Raw genomic sequence first — 16,101 nt, forward strand, 5'->3', positions numbered from 1 at the left:
AAGTCTTTTGCCCAAACCAGACAGGGGGCTGCATCAGCCGAAGCTTGATCATGAAAGTGGATAATGGAGAAATTAATGTTGTTTCACAGTCCATTATGATTTAATCTTGAGATCGGAATGAGGTATTATTATAATAAGTCATTTTCATGAAGGAGGAAAATTAATTTATGAATATACTTATCGCTGAGGACGATATGCCTAGCCGTAAATTTCTGTCAAAGTTTCTTTCCCAGTACGGCGACGTTGATATGGTTGTGGATGGCTTAGAAGCGTTAGATGCCTACCTAATTTCAATTAAAGAGAATAATTCTTATGATCTTATCTGCCTGGATATCATGATGCCCAAAGTCGATGGGGTAAGGGTACTTAAGGCAATCAGAGATTATGAGGCCAAACGGGGTGTCCCTCAAGATAAAAGGGTTAAGGTAATAATGACAACAGCCTTGGAAGGAACTGATTTCGTTAAAAATTCCTTTGAGCTCGGATGCGAGGCATACGCAGCGAAGCCCATTGATACTCAAAAACTTTTGGAAGTCCTTGAAAAGCTCGGCCTGCTTGAATTCCCTTCGCAATGAGTGTCAATTAATAATATTAATCATAAAGATAGCGATTGGCTATAGACTTTGGGCTTTGAGAATGTTATTCGTTACACAAGATCAAGGGCAGTAAGGTGTTAATAAAGGATAAGTTAGCTAATTAGGGTTAGGAATGTGAATGTAATAACTATCTCATAAGTAATAATTCAATAGGCCGCACTAATCTCCTAGCTATTTAAAAGTTATCTTTAGAGAATTGGTATTTCAAGATCTTGAATTAAAGTTATAAAGGAGGCGTTTTATATGTTCGCTTGGATTTCGATGATAATGTTAGCTATTTTTCTTGGGGCCTGCGCTGTAGTAATTGCTGCTTCTTGTTATCACCTTTCGAAACTGATTCACAAGCGTTTCAGTAAGCGCGATTATTTGATTAAGCCTCATCAATTAAAGCCTAGTCATGGATAAGAACCCTGGGGGAATTTATAAAAGTTAAGTCAAAAGGGACTACCACTATCAAAAGTGGTGGTCCCTTTTAAAATAACCTAAAATCTTCAATTGGTATTTCCTTCGTAAAAGTTTCTGTTGGCGGATCAATTCTATTAACTCCCGATATCATAGCTTTAATGGTTGGAGAGCATTCCTTAATAAAGTTATCTAATCTTGAACTGCTCATTCCATCTTCATAATTCAGTTTGCTATTTAAATCATTGTTCAAATTATATTCTTTGCTTGAAAAGTATTCATCAAATCTCGCTTCGATTTGCGGCGGCCCAAATTTAGCTGCTTCTCGGCAAACATATAAACGGCATAGTGGTGTCGCGGCGTCTTTGGGTAACATACAGCCTGTATTACTTGCAAAGGGACAATGATTAAAACCGGATTTCATTTCGACCATTATTCCGTTATAACCTTCGATTATTTGTCCTTTACTTAAGATTAGGGTATAGATATCAGGATAATTTAGATATAAAAACACTAAATCGAAAAGACAAAATTCTGGTTCATAAGAACAACAACCTAATTTTTTCGGATCATTGGCAGCATTTCGGCAGCAAACTGAACAGAGATTGGTACAGATACTTGGGCGTAAAGGATCATTAATAATTTTAAATTCTGCTAACATTCTAAATCCCTCTCTCAAATCCTTTATTGTTGAGTTCTTAATAACTTGATTAAAACAGATCAATTATACTTTTAACGTGACAGGGCATCTTAATGGTACTATGATTATATAAAAATGGAGTATTTTCTAATATCAAGTCTAAAAAGTGTGACTAGTTTAACAAAATGATTAAGGCTTGTAAAGCAGGAAAATGATAATACTAACATGATAATACGAAATTGTTAGATAGCCAACGTGAGTTAATTTAAGGAAATCGTGCAAAGAAAAGAGGATGGGCAAGTGCATTTTGAAACGAGATATTTTTCTAAATCGGATGAAGATTTGGCAGCTCATTGGTTATTATTTCGGGAGAACAAAATTGTTACCCTTAATGACAAGCTGCAATTTACACCGTCAGAAATTAAGACCTATAAATTTGAAGAAAATTTAATTCGCTGCCAACAAATTGAAGGATTAAATGGGCATTTGCTTAATGTTGCGGAGCTGAGTCAGGAGACAATTGTACCGGGGGAGATGACATGTGTAAATCTAAGGCAGTTACTGGGTAAAGTCCCGGATGAATTATTTTTTTTGGCGGGAAAAGCTTCCCAACTATTGTTCTGGGACAGTACCCATCAATTCTGCAGCCGGTGCGGAGGTCAAACAGAGAATAAGTACGATGAAAGGGCTAAAATTTGTCCTGCATGTGGTCTTGTCAATTATCCACGGATTTCCCCCGCAATTATTGTAGCGATTATCAAAGGGCATGACATTTTACTGGCCAAGGGGAGCCGTTTTCAAGGCGGTTTCTATAGTGTTTTGGCAGGGTTTGTGGAGCCGGGGGAAACCTTTGAGGAGTGTGTGCAACGGGAAGTCGGGGAAGAAGTCGGCATTAAGGTCAAAAATATCAAGTATTTTGGCAGTCAGCCTTGGCCCTTCCCCGATTCATTAATGGTGGGTTTTACTGCTGAATATGCGAGTGGGGATATAAACATTGATAATAAAGAAATCATCGATGCCGGCTGGTTTACTTCGGAAAGCCTGCCTCTAATACCAAAGGCGGGAAGCATAGCCCGGCGATTAATTGATTGGTTTGTTGAAAGTCAAGATAAACTGGAAAAACCAATTGGCGATATTAAAGAACATCTGTAGTTTGGGGGATGACGATGACGGCAAATATAATCCTGATGATAGCAGCTATAGTTATTGGCGTACTTATAGTTGTTAAATTTATACGTTTTATCGTTAGAGGAATAGTATTGCTGGCAGTATTAGCTTCGATCATATTTTTGCTTCTGAATATGACCCAGGGAACGCCAGCGAAAAACCTTACAACAACCAAATTACAAACCACAGTGCAGAGCGGACTGGGTAACATTACTCAAAAACTTAAAACGATTAACTACAAGCAAGCTCAAACAAATTTCCAAAATGCTCTAACTCAAAGCATAGATTATGGCAAACAAGCATTGGCAAAAATTAGTCACTGAGTTATTCACCCTCCTATCGCAAAGAGAAGCAAAGGCAAAATTGCTCAATCACCATCTTTCTGCGTCATTATAAAGCAGGGTCTAGTTCGCATCTGCTGAAAGAATAGGTGAAAAAGAAAAGGCCTAGGCGCTTTGCACCTAGGCCGAACCGCCTAAAAATGGAAAGGTTGGGGTGGAACATGAGGTCTTAATAGTTTGCGTAACACCCATAGTTCCCAGATGATTATTGACAACAGGACAATTATAATAATCAATGCCGTTATAATCATACGGTTCACTCCTTTATTTTGTGCTAATCTTAAGTGCGAGAGGATTCCTAATACATGCTATTCAGCATGTCCAGCAGATGTTCATAACTTTGAAAATTTGCATAAAAAAGCTCGAGAAATTCTGTAAAATTCTTGATGATTTGCGGTTGACAAATACTAACAAAATGAGTATGATACATAGTAATTAAATAACTCACCCTAAACCGTTGAAGTGGAGATAAAAACAAATCGTGCACTTCCAGAGAGCCGGAGTTGCTGTGAACCGGCAGAACGCAGATTGTTAAATGGACCACGGAGGGCGCGACGAAAGGCATTGCCGAGTATTTCGCGACGTGGAGGCATACGTCAGTTGCCAGGAATATGATGGTATTCTGTTAAGCGTGCGGAATTTTTTTCCGTGAAGCAAGGTGGCACCGCGGGTATTGTATTGAATTCAACCCGTCCTTGACTATATAGTCATTGGACGGGTTTTTTGACGTTTAAAGACAAGGTCCTCCCGTCCATGAACGAAGCGCGCATGTTCAAAGGAGGTAATTATGTACAGACCAAGCTTAGATGAAGCCAGAGAAATTGCAGCAGATTACAACCTGATTCCCATTAGCCGTGAAATATACTCGGATCTCAGGACTCCCATCGAAGTGCTGAAAATCCTGAAAGGCGTCAGCAGTCACTGCTTTTTGCTGGAAAGTCTTCAGAGTGCCGAAACGTGGGGACGTTACACCTTTTTAGGTTTTGATCCCAAACTGGAAGTAACTTGTACGAACGGAACGATCACTACCAAATCATTATCGAAAAACAGTTCTCAGACCACGAAACACCCTCGAGACTATATTCAACAGATCCTTGACGACAATAAAAGCCCTCGGTTTGAGTACCTGCCGCCTTTTACCGGCGGCTTGGTAGGGTATTTTTCTTATGATTATATCAAATACAATGAACCTTCTCTCAAACTGGATGCGGAAGATCAGGAAGGCTTTAAAGACGTAGATTTAATGCTCTTTGACAAGGTTATTGCTTTTGATAACTTGAAACAAAAAATTATTCTTATCGCCAATGTAAGAACTGATGAACTTTCTTCCAATTATAGTAAGGCAGTCAAGGAAATTGAAACTATGGCGGATCTCATTAAACACGGGGTTTATCGAGAAACTCAACCCGGTAAAGTCACTTCCGAATTTCGCCCGTTGTTTAAGGAAAACGAATATTGCCAAATGGTAAACAAAGGCAAGCATTATATCCATGAAGGGGATATCTTTCAAGTCGTGCTCTCAAACCGTTTTGAAGCAGATTTTGCAGGCAGTCTTCTTAATGCCTATCGTGTGCTGAGAACCTTAAACCCATCTCCTTATATGTTTTATATCTCCAGCAATGATCTGGAAATCGCCGGCGCTTCTCCGGAAACCTTAGTTAAACTTCAAAATAGGACACTCTTCACGTTTCCTTTGGCAGGAACTAAACCAAGAGGGAAAAACGGCGAGGAGGACTTTCAGAACGAAAGGGATTTGCTCTCCGATCCTAAAGAATTGGCCGAGCATAATATGCTGGTAGATTTGGGCAGAAATGACTTGGGTAGAATCAGCAAATTTGGCACCGTTAGGGTTGAAAAATACCTGTCGATTGAGCGCTTCTCACATGTTATGCACCTCGGATCGACGGTAAAAGGGGAAATAAGAGCGGATAAAAAGGCTTTAGACGCAGTTGATGCCGTACTGCCGGCTGGTACGCTTTCCGGGGCCCCTAAAATAAGAGCTTGTGAGATTATCAATGAACTTGAAAATAACAAGCGCGGCATTTACGGGGGAGCCATTGGCTATATCGATTTTACCGGCAACTTAGATACTTGTATTGCCATTCGTATTGTCTTTAAAAAGAACGGCAAGATCTTTGTCCGTTCTGGAGCAGGTATTGTTGCCGACAGTGTGCCGGAAAAGGAATATCAAGAATGCCTCAACAAAGCTCAAGCTGTCATGAAAGCTCTGAAAATGTCTGAGGAGGTTATCGACTGATGATTCTCTTAATCGATAATTATGATAGTTTTTCCTATAACCTCTATCAACTTATTGGCTCCATCAATCCTGATATTAAAGTCATTCGCAACGATGAACTAAGCGTATCGGAAATCGAGGCTTTGGAACCGGAAGCAATTATTCTCTCTCCTGGGCCGGGTAAACCGGCGGATGCCGGAGTATGTGTTGAGAGTTCCAGATATTTCGCAGGCAAAATCCCTGTCTTTGGGGTTTGCCTGGGCCATCAGTCGATTTGTGAAGCCTTCGGGGCCACAGTGTCCTATGCGCGCGAGCTAATGCACGGCAAACAATCGACAATAAAAATAGATACAGATTGTTCGCTTTTCCAAGGCTTGCCGGAAACGATCGCAGGAGCGCGCTATCATTCGCTAGCCGCTCTGGAAGAAACCATTCCCAAGGAACTAAAGGTTATTGCCCGAACGGATGACGGGGAAATAATGGCCGTTAAACACAAGGATTACAAGGTCTATGGCGTTCAGTTTCATCCGGAATCGATCCTGACACCACAGGGGAAAACCATTATGGAAAATTTTTTGAGGGGGAGTAAGCATGATAACCGAAGCAATATACAAAGTCATTAAAGGTCAAGACCTGGACTTTGAGACGGCCAAGACGGTTATGGGGGAAATGATGGATGGGAGCGCTACCCATGCCCAGATGGGCGCTTTCCTTGCCGCCCTGAGGATGAAGGGCGAAAGTATTGATGAAATTACCGCCAGTGCCCAGGCCATGCGTGAAAAAGCCCTGCACCTTGATCAGGTTCACGATGTTATGGATATTGTAGGCACAGGCGGCGATGAGGTGGGGACCTTTAATATTTCGACAACGACATCCTTTGTTGTGGCTGCTGCGGGAGTCCCTGTAGCTAAACATGGCAACCGCAGTGTGTCCAGTAAAAGCGGAGCAGCCGATGTCTTAGAAAAGTTGGGTATTAATATCGCTATTTCCGCCGAGCAGAGCCGCAAAATTTTAGAAACTATTAATTTGTGTTTTATGTTTGCTCAAACCTACCATAGCTCAATGAAACACTGTGCTCCTGTACGGCGTGAGATGGGTGTCCGCACAATCTTCAATATCCTTGGCCCACTTGCCAACCCTGCCGGGGCAAAGCGGCAGTTAATGGGTGTCTATGACGAGAAACTTATAGAACCATTAGCAAGGGTACTTTCCAATCTCGGGGTTAAGCGCGGCATGGTGGTTCATGGTTGTGATGGTTTGGATGAAGCAACGCTTACAACGAGGACAAAGGTCTGTGAAATAGAAGATGGGGATCTTAAAAGTTATTATCTGGACCCTACGGAATTAGGATTTAATTATTGTAATTTGGAGGAGCTTATTGGGGGGGATGCTGAAGAGAATGCTAAGATAACCCTCAGTATCTTAGACGGTTCCGAGCGGGGAGCCAAACGTGATGTTGTCGTTCTCAATGCCGCTCTTTGTTTGTACTTGGCTGACAAGGCAGCGACGATTCCGGAGGCTGTTCCTCTTGCCCAAGACCTTATCGACAGCGGCGCAGCTCTCAGTAAGCTTAAAGAATTTGCCAGACTTTCCAACGAGGTGCTGGGACATTGATTTTAGAAAAAATAGCGCAGCGAACCGTTGAGCGAGTCGCTGAACTGAAACGAGTAAAAGCGGCAGCACAGGTTGTTTCTGAAGCTAAGGCTCTAGATCCCAATACAGGCTTTCCCTTTGAAGAGGCTCTCAGAGCTGAGGGGCTATCCTTTATCTGTGAGGTAAAAAGGGCATCACCGTCTAAGGGGATTATTGCTCAAGATTTTCCTTATCTACAAATAGCTAAGGACTATGAGTCGGCAGGCGCCGCAGCGATTTCTGTACTCACGGAGCCCGATTGGTTTCAAGGCCAAGACCGCTACCTCACGGAGATCCGCCAAGAAGTAAAGCTTCCCCTTCTGCGCAAGGATTTTATTGTGGACAGCTATCAAATATACGAAGCGAAGATCATTGGGGCCTCTGCTATCCTGCTCATTTGCGCCTTGTTGGCTACGGATACTCTCAAAAACTATCTGGAAATTGCTCATAGTTTGGGTTTAAGTGCCCTTGTAGAAGCCCATACCGCAGAGGAGGTCAGCTCGGCTTTAAAGGCTGGGGCCAGAGTGATCGGAGTCAATAACCGTAACCTGAAAACCTTTGAGGTTGATCTTACTACCAGCATCAGACTGCGCGCCTTAGTCCCCAAGAACATCCTCTTTGTCTCGGAAAGCGGCATTAAATCGCCGGAGGATGTGGCTGTCTTAAAGGCCAATAAGACCGACGCTGTTCTGATCGGAGAAACCTTGATGCGCAGCCGGCATAAAAGAGAAGAGCTTGCCTTGCTGCGGGGGGATAATTAAGCTATGAAAATTAAAATCTGCGGACTCTTTCAAAATTGTGACATTGACTTTGTCAATGAGGCTAAGCCTGATTTTATCGGTTTTGTTTTTGCCAAGAGCCGCCGCCAGGTATCTATGGAATGGGCAAAGGCCATGCGGTCGAACTTAAGTCCGGAAATCACGCCTGTGGGTGTCTTTGTTAACGAATCGTTAACCAAGATCGCTAATCTTTTGAATGATAATATTATTGAAATGGCTCAGCTCCATGGGAACGAAGGTGAAACCTATATCCGAGAACTAAAAACTTTGACTGCTAAACCGATAATTAAGGCGGTTCAGGTGAAAGTACACGCCGATATTGAGGCGATGCAGGACAGCGAGGCCGACTTTTTACTCCTTGATCAGGGAGCGGGCGGGACCGGTCAGACCTTTGATTGGAGTTTGGTCGGAGAAGTGAAAAAACCCTTTTTTCTGGCCGGGGGCCTGAAGGCAGATAATATTGAGCAGGCAATTAGGGCAGCAAAGCCCTTTGCCGTTGATCTCAGCAGCGGAGTGGAGACAGATGGGAAGAAAGACAAGGCCAAAATTCTAGAAATAGTTAGGAGAATGCGATATGAGTAAAGGCAGATACGGCATTCACGGGGGGCAATACATCCCGGAAATTCTGATGAATGAAATCATCAACCTGGAAAAAGCTTACGAACACTTTAAGAATGACCCCGAGTTTAAAGCAGAGCTTAAAAAGCTTCTGAATGAGTATGCGGGAAGACCTTCGCTGCTCTATTATGCCGAGAAGATGAGCAAAGACTTAGGGGGCGCCAAGATCTATTTAAAGCGTGAAGACTTAAATCATACCGGTTCTCATAAAATCAACAACGTTTTAGGGCAGGCTTTGATGGCTCAGAAAATGGGCAAGACACGCGTTATTGCCGAAACAGGGGCCGGACAGCACGGTGTTGCCACTGCTACGGCGGCAGCCCTGCTTGGCTTAGAGTGTGAGATTTTTATGGGTAAGGAAGATACGGACAGGCAAGCGCTTAACGTTTACCGGATGGAGCTGTTGGGAGCTAAGGTTCATGCGGTAACCAGCGGTACTATGACGCTAAAGGACGCCGTAAACGAAACAATGCGTGAGTGGACCGCCCGTGTTCATGATACTCATTATGTTTTAGGGTCTGTGATGGGTCCTCATCCCTTCCCCATGATCGTTCGTGATTTTCAAAGCGTGATCAGTGAGGAAGCCAGAGAGCAGATTCTGGAACTTGAAGGCAAACTTCCCGATGTGGTGCTTGCTTGTGTCGGCGGCGGCAGTAATGCGATGGGGATGTTCTACAATTTCATCGCTGACACAGGTGTTAAATTGATCGGCTGTGAAGCGGCAGGACACGGAATTGATACTGAGAAGCATGCTGCTACCATTGCCAAAGGAAAATTAGGGGTTTTCCACGGCATGAAGTCTTACTTCTGTCAGGATAAATATGGGCAAATTGCCCCGGTCTATTCGATTTCCGCCGGCCTCGATTATCCTGGGATAGGGCCGGAACATGCCAATCTTCATGATTCAGGCAGGGCAGAATATGTCCCTATTACTGATGACGAGGCCGTAGAAGCTTTTGAGTATCTGGCCAGAACAGAAGGAATTATTTGCGCGATTGAAAGTGCCCATGCCGTGGCTCAGGCTAAGAAAATTGCCGGCAATCTAAGTAAGGATCAAATCATCATCATCTGTTTGTCAGGGCGAGGAGATAAAGATGTTGCCGCGATAGCGCGCTACAAGGGGGTAAGTATCTATGAGTAATATTGCTGAGGCCTTTAAAAACGGGAAAGCCTTCATCGGATTTGTCACTGGCGGAGATCCTACTTTAGAGAAGAGTGAAGAGTTTATTTTGGCAATGGTTCAGGGCGGTGCTGATTTAGTGGAAATCGGTATTCCTTTTTCTGATCCCATTGCTGAGGGACCGGTTATTCAAGAAGCGAACATCCGGGCTCTTGCAGCTGGAGCAACCGTGGACAAAATTTTTGACCTGGTGGTTTCTGTCCGTCAAAAGACTGAGGTGCCTCTCGTTTTTCTAACGTATTTAAACCCTGTCTTTAACTATGGTTACTCTCGCTTTTTTCAACGCTGTGCTGAGGCAGGGGTTGACGGCATCATTATCCCTGATCTGCCTTATGAAGAAAAAGGTGAGCTGACTGAAACTGCCGCCGGCTTTGGAGTTGACGTAATTTCCTTGATTGCCCCCACGTCGGAACAACGCATTAAACAGATTGCCGCGGAGGCGACAGGTTTTATTTATGTGGTCTCTTCCATGGGTGTCACGGGCATGAGAAGTGAAATTAAAACAGACTTGCGCTCAATTATTGGGGTCATCAGGGAAGCAAGCTCTGTTCCCACGGCGGTTGGTTTTGGCATCAATACGCCGAAACAGGCCGAAGAACTTGCCGAAATTACAGATGGCGTGATTGTGGGCAGTGCGATTGTCAAAATTGTTGAGAAGTACGGGGAAGAGGCCGGCCCTTATATTTATGACTATGTTCAGAGTATGAAAAACGCTGTGAGAGATATCGTTTAATTGAGATATATTTGTTCTGGTAACCAAAATAACGGCAAAAAAATGAAAACAGCTCGAAAGGGCTGTTTTTTCTAGTCATGTACGAAAGTATTACGTTCGGTTGTATACGTTCCTCTGGCATCAGTGCAAACTAGCCTGACGCCTTCGCCAGAGGCTAGCAAATTGTTCTTATAAAATATAATAATCCCTGTTTAAATTGGTAGGAGTTTTCAGAAGTTTGTTGAAACTCTATTTATTAGGCACCAATTTGAAGCTGATTTTACGTATCTGTCAGAGCATAATTTCGTTGCTGGTTTGCATTAATATTTTTCGCTGGAGCTGCATAATGCTTCATAGTTAAAAATATTCGGGGGGATTATGTATGGAAGAAAATCAATCAATTGTAAAGCTGACTATGGTTATCGTCATGATAACCTCCTTTATCACCCCATTTATGAGTAATGCGATAAATCTTGGTATTCCCCAGATTGCTTTGGAATATGGAGTTGATCAATCTTGGCTGAACTGGGTAGTAACCAGCTACTTGTTGGCCACGGCAGCCTTTTTATTACCCTTTGGCCGTTTAGCTGATATTGTCGGCCGCAAAAAGATTTTTATCCTGGGAATGATTGCTTTTGCTGTAACATCGTTGGGCTGCGGATTGGCTTTTTCCTTTCCAGTTTTAATTATATTTAGGGTTTTCCAAGGAATTGCCAGTGCTATGATTTTTGGTACTTCAATGGCCATCCTAACATCTGTCGTCCCGGCAAAAGATCGGGGAAAGGCAATGGGGTTAAGTGCGGCAGCCACCTATATCGGCCTCTCCTTAGGTCCCGTCTTGGGAGGATTCATCTGCAGCACCATCAGCTGGCGCGGGATATTTCTTTTAAATTTTGTGATTTCTCTAGTAATTCTTAGTTTGACTTTGGCCAGACTATCAGGGGAATGGATTGGAGCAGATCAGGAAAACTTGGATAAATGGGGGAGTATTCTGTGGATACTTGGCATCTTGCTTTTCCTTTACGGATTATCTGATATTACCGCGGGATACAATTATATGATTGCCTTTGCCTGCGGGCTTCTGCTTTTGGCTGCCTTTGTAATCTATGAAAATAAACTATCATATCCTCTTCTGCCTATGAGCTTGTTTCTCAGCAATCGTTCCTTTACCTTTTCCAACCTTGCGGCCCTTATTAACTATAGCGCGACGTTTGCTTTGGTTTACTTAATGTCAATATATCTGCAAAATGTCCAAAATATTGAAATCTCACAGTCAGGTTTAATTCTTTTGTCGCAGCCTATTATTATGGCTCTTCTTTCTCCTTTGGCTGGTCGTTTATCGGATAAAATCAATTCTCAGATCCTCGCTTCTTTAGGTATGGGTATAACAACCTTAGGCTTGTTTTTATTTGTTTTTTTGCTTAAGAATACGTCTGTTTTGCTTATTGTTCTTAATCTGGCCTTCATTGGACTCGGATTTGCCTTCTTTTCCTCTCCTAATACTAATGCGGTCATGAGCTCGGTTGAACGGCCCCTTTATGGAGTGGCCTCCTCAGCTCTGGGAACTATGAGATTGCTGGGGCAAACATTAAGTATGACCATAGTGGCCTTAATTACTTCCTTAGACATGAAGGATATGACTCTTGATTCCCCGTATTACGTGACAAGCTTTCTGAAAAGCTCAAAAACTAGCTTCATTGTCTTTAGCTTTCTTTGTTTGATCGGAACCTTTGCCTCCTTAGCAAGAGGAAAAAGGATAAACTCCCCTTGAGTAATTCTTAATGTCTAGGAATAAGGCAAGCTGAAGTTACATATTAGTAGGTAAGAACTCCGCCAGGGGGGCATGTTATGAAGAAAAGGGGATTATGGTTTCTCATTGGTATCAGTATCGTGTTGTTGGGGGGTATCATAGGATGGCTTAATTGGCCGCCAGACCCTACTAAGCTGGTAACACACGGCTTGGAAAAGTTAAATGCAGCGACCTCTTTTCGCTACAGTTTGACCCAGCATCAATGGGTTGAAGGAAAAGATCGGGTTCTTGCCCGAGTGCAGGGGGAAAAAACCGGAGGAAACACCAGGATTTTAGGAGAATTGACGGGAAGCGAAGTTGAGCTGATCAAAATCGGAAACTCAACGTTCAGCAAAGATCCCATTAGCAAAAAGTGGATTAAATTTGCTGATGGGCAGGCTGCAGAAGAAGTCTTTCTGGCGGAGCTCGACCCCCTATCTTCATTACAAATGAAAGAACTTGGTGAGGTGGTGCTTAGCGGTCAAGGGAAGGTCAACGAACAAAAAGTTTGGGTTTGCCAGTTAAAGCCCAGTGTGCAAAATAAAATGATGGAGGAATTTTGGACCGATTTCCAGTACACACTTTATATTCGAAAGTCGGATAAAACGTTGGTAAAAGCGACAATCGAAGCCAAAAATAAAGCCAAATCTGACCCGATGACAATGACACTTGAGTTTTGGGATATTGGAAAGAAGATAACGATACAGGCCCCTACTATATAAAGAACGATAAAAATAAGGTTTAGAAAGAGTCGACGACATAAGCCAGGAACACTAAAGGTTGTTCCTGGCTTATTATTTTATTTGCAGAAATGACAAGCCTCTGGTATAGTTTTTAAATAAGTTTTAATTGATTTTTTGTATGGAGGGGTCCATTGTGGAAGAATATATCGCAAAGGTATTGATTTCCAAGGAGGGATTAGCAAAACGCGTTGCCGAATTGGGAGCACAGATTACTCGGGATTATGAAGGCAAAAATCTTTTAGTGTTAGGAATCTTGAAAGGAGCCGTCCCTTTTATGGCGGATCTTATTCGTGAGATCAAGCTGCCATTGGCTTATGACTTTATGGCCTTGTCGAGCTACGGTGTGTCAACAAAATCTTCAGGAGTCGTCAGGATTCTTAAAGATTTGGAACGTAGTGTGGATGACGTTCATATTTTGGTGGTCGAAGATATTGTCGATACCGGATTAACCCTGAAGTACTTGAAGGAAAATCTTAAAGCTCGTAACCCTTTGAGTGTTAAGGTAGTTACCCTGCTTGATAAGGCTGCCCGCCGGCAGGTGGAAGTAGTTCCTGATTATAACGGGTTTGCTATTCCAGATGAATTTGTTGTAGGCTACGGTTTGGATTTTAATGAAGAATATCGGAATTTGCCCTACGTTGGAGTTCTGAAACAAGAAGCTTACGAAGTTAATTAACAAGGAAATGGTGATGAAATAACGTGACAAAGGAAGTCGTATTAGTTCTGGATTTTGGAGGACAATACAATCAGCTCATTGCAAGGCGAGTACGTGAAGCTCATGTTTATTCTGAGATGATTTCTTATAAAACGTCTATCGAGGACATAAAGGCCCGGCAGCCTAAAGGTATTATCTTTTCTGGAGGGCCTGCCAGTGTTAATCAGCCGAATGCTCCAAAAGTGAACCCTGAAATTTATAACTTGGGAATTCCTATCCTGGGGATTTGCTACGGGATGCAGCTTATGGCCCTGCAATTGGGGGGGACTGTCGAACGTCCTGTAGCCAGTGAGTACGGTAAAGCCATGCTTACTGTGGACAAAGCAAACGAGTTATGGGCCGGTTTAGGCGGAGAGCGTCCTTGCTGGATGAGCCATGGCGATTCTATTAAGTCATTGCCTGAAGGTTTTGAGATTGCTGCCCATACTGGCCATACACCGATCGCAGCAATGATGGATTCTGCACGCCATTTTTATGGCGTTCAATTTCATCCCGAAGTTAAACACACTCCTGACGGTCAGAAAATGCTTGAGCAATTTTTGTTTGATGTCTGTCACTGTGCCGGGGATTGGACAATGGAGTCATTCATTGAACTGCAAGTGGCTGAGATCAGGGCAAAGGTCGGGAAAGGGCGTGTCCTTTGCGCCTTGAGCGGCGGTGTTGATTCTTCAGTAGCGGCTGCTTTAGTTCATAAAGCTGTAGGTGACCAATTGACCTGCGTTTTTGTCGATCATGGTTTTATGCGTAAGAACGAAGCGGAACAAGTTCGAAAAGTTTTTACGGAGCAGTTTCAGCTTAATTTAGTATTTGTGGATGCTCGCGAGCGATTTATGGCCAAGCTTGAAGGAGTATCTGAGCCCGAGGTTAAACGTAAAACGATCGGCAACGAGTTCATAAGAGTATTTGAAGTAGAAGCTGCGAAACTCGGTCAAGTCGACTTTTTGGTTCAGGGGACGCTCTATCCGGACATTGTCGAGAGCGGCACGGAGACAGCGGAAACTATCAAGAGTCATCATAATGTCGGCGGTCTGCCGGAGGACATGCAGTTTAAGCTGGTTGAACCGCTGCGCATGTTATTTAAAGACGAAGTGCGCGAATTAGGGACAGAATTGGGCATGAGTGAAGAAATCGTTTGGCGCCAGCCTTTCCCGGGACCTGGTCTGGCAATCCGTATTCTCGGTGAGGTAACCCGCGAGAAATTGGATATTCTGCGAGAAGCGGATGCCATTATTATCGAGGAAATTCGTCGTTCAGGCTTATATCGGGATTTGTGGCAAAGCTTCGCAGTCCTTCCCTCCATCAAAAGCGTTGGCGTAATGGGAGATGGCCGAACTTATGAATATCCAATTATCCTGAGAGCAGTGACGAGTGAAGACGCCATGACCGCTGATTGGGCCAGACTGCCCTATGACCTTCTCCACAACATCTCCTCACGGGTTGTTAATGAAGTCCGCGGGGTAAATCGCGTCGTTTATGATATTACCTCGAAGCCGCCTGGTACCATTGAGTGGGAATAATGCTCGTGGATTTACAGTCGCAATTATAGAAATAGGCACTCGGCCGTTTATTGCTGGGTGCTTATTTTTCTGTGTTGACGTTTAATAAATTCCACAGTTTGGTTTCATTCACTTCATAGCACTGACTGGGATTCTGAAATAAATGATAATGCTCACTCCGATTACTGTTGCAAGTCCCCATGCCCAAGGCGGATGTTTATAATGAACCCACATTAAAGGGAACATACAAGAATTGAAAATAATAGACCAGGCGATGTTCCAGCCATGACTATATTTAAAGTAACCGAAAAAGCCTAAAATTAATTCAAGTACAGAAAAATATAGAATCCAAAAGATAATGTAACAAACTCGTTTTAAATAGATTTCCCTTTCGGGATAATTGGCTAAATATATTAATCCTGAGAGAGGAAGGACAAAAAGGCAAAAAATTAGTTCATTAAAAGTAATCTTTTCTCCGGGAGACGTTAATTCCCAAAGAGGATAATTATAGGTTATAAATAAAGCAATTAAATTACCTATCAACCAAAACTCAATTGTGGAGTAGTAATTTTTCCAATCTTTGAAATTGTTAAATTTATAGGCCGCCAAAATATAAATTATACCTATAAATAAACGTAATAGCATTAAGACCTCCAAAGAGAGTAATAATTTTCCGAATATTATTTGCAAATACTCCGCATTTATTCTCCCTTGGCTTAATGAACTTGGTTAAAGTCATTTATGAAATGATTCGAAAGAACAAAAAGAAAGACGCCCGTCAAGGCGTCTTTTAGCTTGTATAATGATTGATGAAAAAAAGAGATTTAGTAATCTCTGAAAATATTATAGGGAAATTCGGAGTTATCGTGTCCGCTTACTGGATTTTGAGAACCACAAGAAGGACATTCCCAACCTCCGCCATTGAAACTAAAATTTGTTGACTTCTTGCACTTTCTGCAATAGGCAGCTACTGTGCGAGTCATTTTAAAGCCCCCTCTACATAGAACAATGCTAAACGTTACTCTATCCATAAAATCTAATCTTAAACATTTTTT

At 42.8% G+C, this 16,101-nt stretch carries 18 protein-coding genes; 15 read left to right on the top strand and 3 right to left on the bottom strand.

Annotated features, from left to right (window positions below; translation table 11 throughout):
- Positions 1-167 precede the first annotated feature (167 nt).
- Both DEAC_RS12230 and DEAC_RS23900 read left to right on the top strand, forming a co-directional pair.
- On the top strand, positions 168-575 hold the full coding sequence (locus DEAC_RS12230; RefSeq protein ID WP_047810350.1) for a response regulator: 408 nt from the start codon (positions 168-170) through the stop codon (positions 573-575).
- A gap of 264 nt (positions 576-839) precedes the next feature.
- Positions 840-1,001 (top strand): hypothetical protein, encoded by a 162-nt coding sequence (locus DEAC_RS23900; protein WP_172408280.1) that lies wholly within the window; start codon positions 840-842, stop codon positions 999-1,001.
- Between the two features lie 67 nt (positions 1,002-1,068).
- Here DEAC_RS23900 and DEAC_RS12235 read toward each other — a convergent pair whose 3' ends face one another.
- On the bottom strand, positions 1,069-1,659 hold the full coding sequence (locus DEAC_RS12235) for a hypothetical protein (protein WP_047810351.1): 591 nt from the start codon (positions 1,657-1,659) through the stop codon (positions 1,069-1,071).
- Positions 1,660-1,938: 279 nt separating this feature from the next.
- Here DEAC_RS12235 and nudC point away from each other — a divergent pair, with 279 nt between their 5' ends.
- The 13 genes from nudC (at position 1,939) to guaA (ending at position 15,067) form a co-directional block, all read left to right on the top strand.
- On the top strand, positions 1,939-2,790 hold the full coding sequence (gene nudC / locus DEAC_RS12240) for an NAD(+) diphosphatase (protein ID WP_047810352.1): 852 nt from the start codon (positions 1,939-1,941) through the stop codon (positions 2,788-2,790).
- A 14-nt stretch (positions 2,791-2,804) separates the two neighbouring features.
- Positions 2,805-3,128, top strand: coding sequence for a hypothetical protein (locus DEAC_RS12245; protein WP_047810353.1), 324 nt, complete (start codon positions 2,805-2,807; stop codon positions 3,126-3,128).
- A gap of 805 nt (positions 3,129-3,933) precedes the next feature.
- Positions 3,934-5,403 (top strand): anthranilate synthase component I, encoded by a 1,470-nt coding sequence (gene trpE, locus DEAC_RS12250; RefSeq protein ID WP_047810354.1) that lies wholly within the window; start codon positions 3,934-3,936, stop codon positions 5,401-5,403.
- Entirely contained in the window at positions 5,403-6,005 is a 603-nt protein-coding gene (locus DEAC_RS12255) for an anthranilate synthase component II (protein ID WP_047810355.1), read from the top strand. Before trpE ends, DEAC_RS12255 begins: the two co-directional genes overlap by 1 nt.
- Positions 5,974-6,996, top strand: a complete 1,023-nt coding sequence (gene trpD / locus DEAC_RS12260) for an anthranilate phosphoribosyltransferase (RefSeq protein ID WP_047810356.1) — start codon at positions 5,974-5,976, stop codon at positions 6,994-6,996. Before DEAC_RS12255 ends, trpD begins: the two co-directional genes overlap by 32 nt.
- On the top strand, positions 6,993-7,775 hold the full coding sequence (gene trpC, locus DEAC_RS12265) for an indole-3-glycerol phosphate synthase TrpC (protein ID WP_047810357.1): 783 nt from the start codon (positions 6,993-6,995) through the stop codon (positions 7,773-7,775). The genes trpD and trpC overlap by 4 nt, the downstream gene beginning before the upstream one ends.
- Before the next feature lie 3 nt (positions 7,776-7,778).
- Entirely contained in the window at positions 7,779-8,375 is a 597-nt protein-coding gene (locus DEAC_RS12270; protein WP_047810358.1) for a phosphoribosylanthranilate isomerase, read from the top strand.
- Entirely contained in the window at positions 8,368-9,552 is a 1,185-nt protein-coding gene (trpB, locus tag DEAC_RS12275) for a tryptophan synthase subunit beta (RefSeq protein ID WP_047810359.1), read from the top strand. Before DEAC_RS12270 ends, trpB begins: the two co-directional genes overlap by 8 nt.
- Positions 9,545-10,324, top strand: a complete 780-nt coding sequence (gene trpA, locus DEAC_RS12280; protein ID WP_047810360.1) for a tryptophan synthase subunit alpha — start codon at positions 9,545-9,547, stop codon at positions 10,322-10,324. Before trpB ends, trpA begins: the two co-directional genes overlap by 8 nt.
- A 361-nt stretch (positions 10,325-10,685) precedes the next feature.
- On the top strand, positions 10,686-12,074 hold the full coding sequence (locus tag DEAC_RS12285; protein ID WP_047810361.1) for an MFS transporter: 1,389 nt from the start codon (positions 10,686-10,688) through the stop codon (positions 12,072-12,074).
- A 77-nt stretch (positions 12,075-12,151) separates the two neighbouring features.
- A complete protein-coding gene (locus DEAC_RS12290; protein WP_047810362.1) occupies positions 12,152-12,814 on the top strand; it encodes a LolA-like protein in 663 nt (220 codons plus the stop codon).
- A gap of 154 nt (positions 12,815-12,968) precedes the next feature.
- Positions 12,969-13,511, top strand: a complete 543-nt coding sequence (hpt, locus tag DEAC_RS12295; RefSeq protein ID WP_047810363.1) for a hypoxanthine phosphoribosyltransferase — start codon at positions 12,969-12,971, stop codon at positions 13,509-13,511.
- Positions 13,512-13,534: 23 nt separating this feature from the next.
- Positions 13,535-15,067: a glutamine-hydrolyzing GMP synthase gene (gene guaA / locus DEAC_RS12300; protein WP_047810364.1), complete on the top strand. Its 1,533-nt coding sequence runs from the start codon at positions 13,535-13,537 to the stop codon at positions 15,065-15,067.
- Positions 15,068-15,175: 108 nt separating this feature from the next.
- Here guaA and DEAC_RS12305 read toward each other — a convergent pair whose 3' ends face one another.
- Both DEAC_RS12305 and DEAC_RS23585 read right to left on the bottom strand, forming a co-directional pair.
- Complete coding sequence (locus DEAC_RS12305) at positions 15,176-15,691, bottom strand: CBO0543 family protein (protein WP_047810365.1); 516 nt, start codon at positions 15,689-15,691, stop codon at positions 15,176-15,178.
- Positions 15,692-15,870: 179 nt separating this feature from the next.
- Complete coding sequence (locus DEAC_RS23585; RefSeq protein ID WP_161796452.1) at positions 15,871-16,029, bottom strand: hypothetical protein; 159 nt, start codon at positions 16,027-16,029, stop codon at positions 15,871-15,873.
- Positions 16,030-16,101: the final 72 nt, after the last annotated feature.

This window comes from Desulfosporosinus acididurans, from assembly GCF_001029285.1.
GTDB classification, from domain to species: domain Bacteria; phylum Bacillota; class Desulfitobacteriia; order Desulfitobacteriales; family Desulfitobacteriaceae; genus Desulfosporosinus; species Desulfosporosinus acididurans.

Excerpts from the sequence above, each read along its gene's own strand:
- trpB (WP_047810359.1), top strand. The coding sequence starts at position 8,368 with ATGAGTAAAGGCAGATACGGCATTCACGGGGGGCAATACATCCCGGAA.
- DEAC_RS12255 (WP_047810355.1), top strand. The coding sequence starts at position 5,403 with ATGATTCTCTTAATCGATAATTATGATAGTTTTTCCTATAACCTCTAT.
- trpA (WP_047810360.1), top strand. The coding sequence starts at position 9,545 with ATGAGTAATATTGCTGAGGCCTTTAAAAACGGGAAAGCCTTCATCGGA.
- DEAC_RS23585 (WP_161796452.1), bottom strand. The coding sequence starts at position 16,029 with ATGACTCGCACAGTAGCTGCCTATTGCAGAAAGTGCAAGAAGTCAACA.
- DEAC_RS12245 (WP_047810353.1), top strand. The coding sequence starts at position 2,805 with ATGACGGCAAATATAATCCTGATGATAGCAGCTATAGTTATTGGCGTA.
- trpD (WP_047810356.1), top strand. The coding sequence starts at position 5,974 with ATGATAACCGAAGCAATATACAAAGTCATTAAAGGTCAAGACCTGGAC.
- trpE (WP_047810354.1), top strand. The coding sequence starts at position 3,934 with ATGTACAGACCAAGCTTAGATGAAGCCAGAGAAATTGCAGCAGATTAC.
- DEAC_RS12230 (WP_047810350.1), top strand. The coding sequence starts at position 168 with ATGAATATACTTATCGCTGAGGACGATATGCCTAGCCGTAAATTTCTG.
- DEAC_RS12290 (WP_047810362.1), top strand. The coding sequence starts at position 12,152 with ATGAAGAAAAGGGGATTATGGTTTCTCATTGGTATCAGTATCGTGTTG.
- DEAC_RS12285 (WP_047810361.1), top strand. The coding sequence starts at position 10,686 with ATGGAAGAAAATCAATCAATTGTAAAGCTGACTATGGTTATCGTCATG.
- DEAC_RS12305 (WP_047810365.1), bottom strand. The coding sequence starts at position 15,691 with ATGCTATTACGTTTATTTATAGGTATAATTTATATTTTGGCGGCCTAT.
- DEAC_RS12270 (WP_047810358.1), top strand. The coding sequence starts at position 7,779 with ATGAAAATTAAAATCTGCGGACTCTTTCAAAATTGTGACATTGACTTT.
- DEAC_RS23900 (WP_172408280.1), top strand. The coding sequence starts at position 840 with ATGTTCGCTTGGATTTCGATGATAATGTTAGCTATTTTTCTTGGGGCC.
- DEAC_RS12235 (WP_047810351.1), bottom strand. The coding sequence starts at position 1,659 with ATGTTAGCAGAATTTAAAATTATTAATGATCCTTTACGCCCAAGTATC.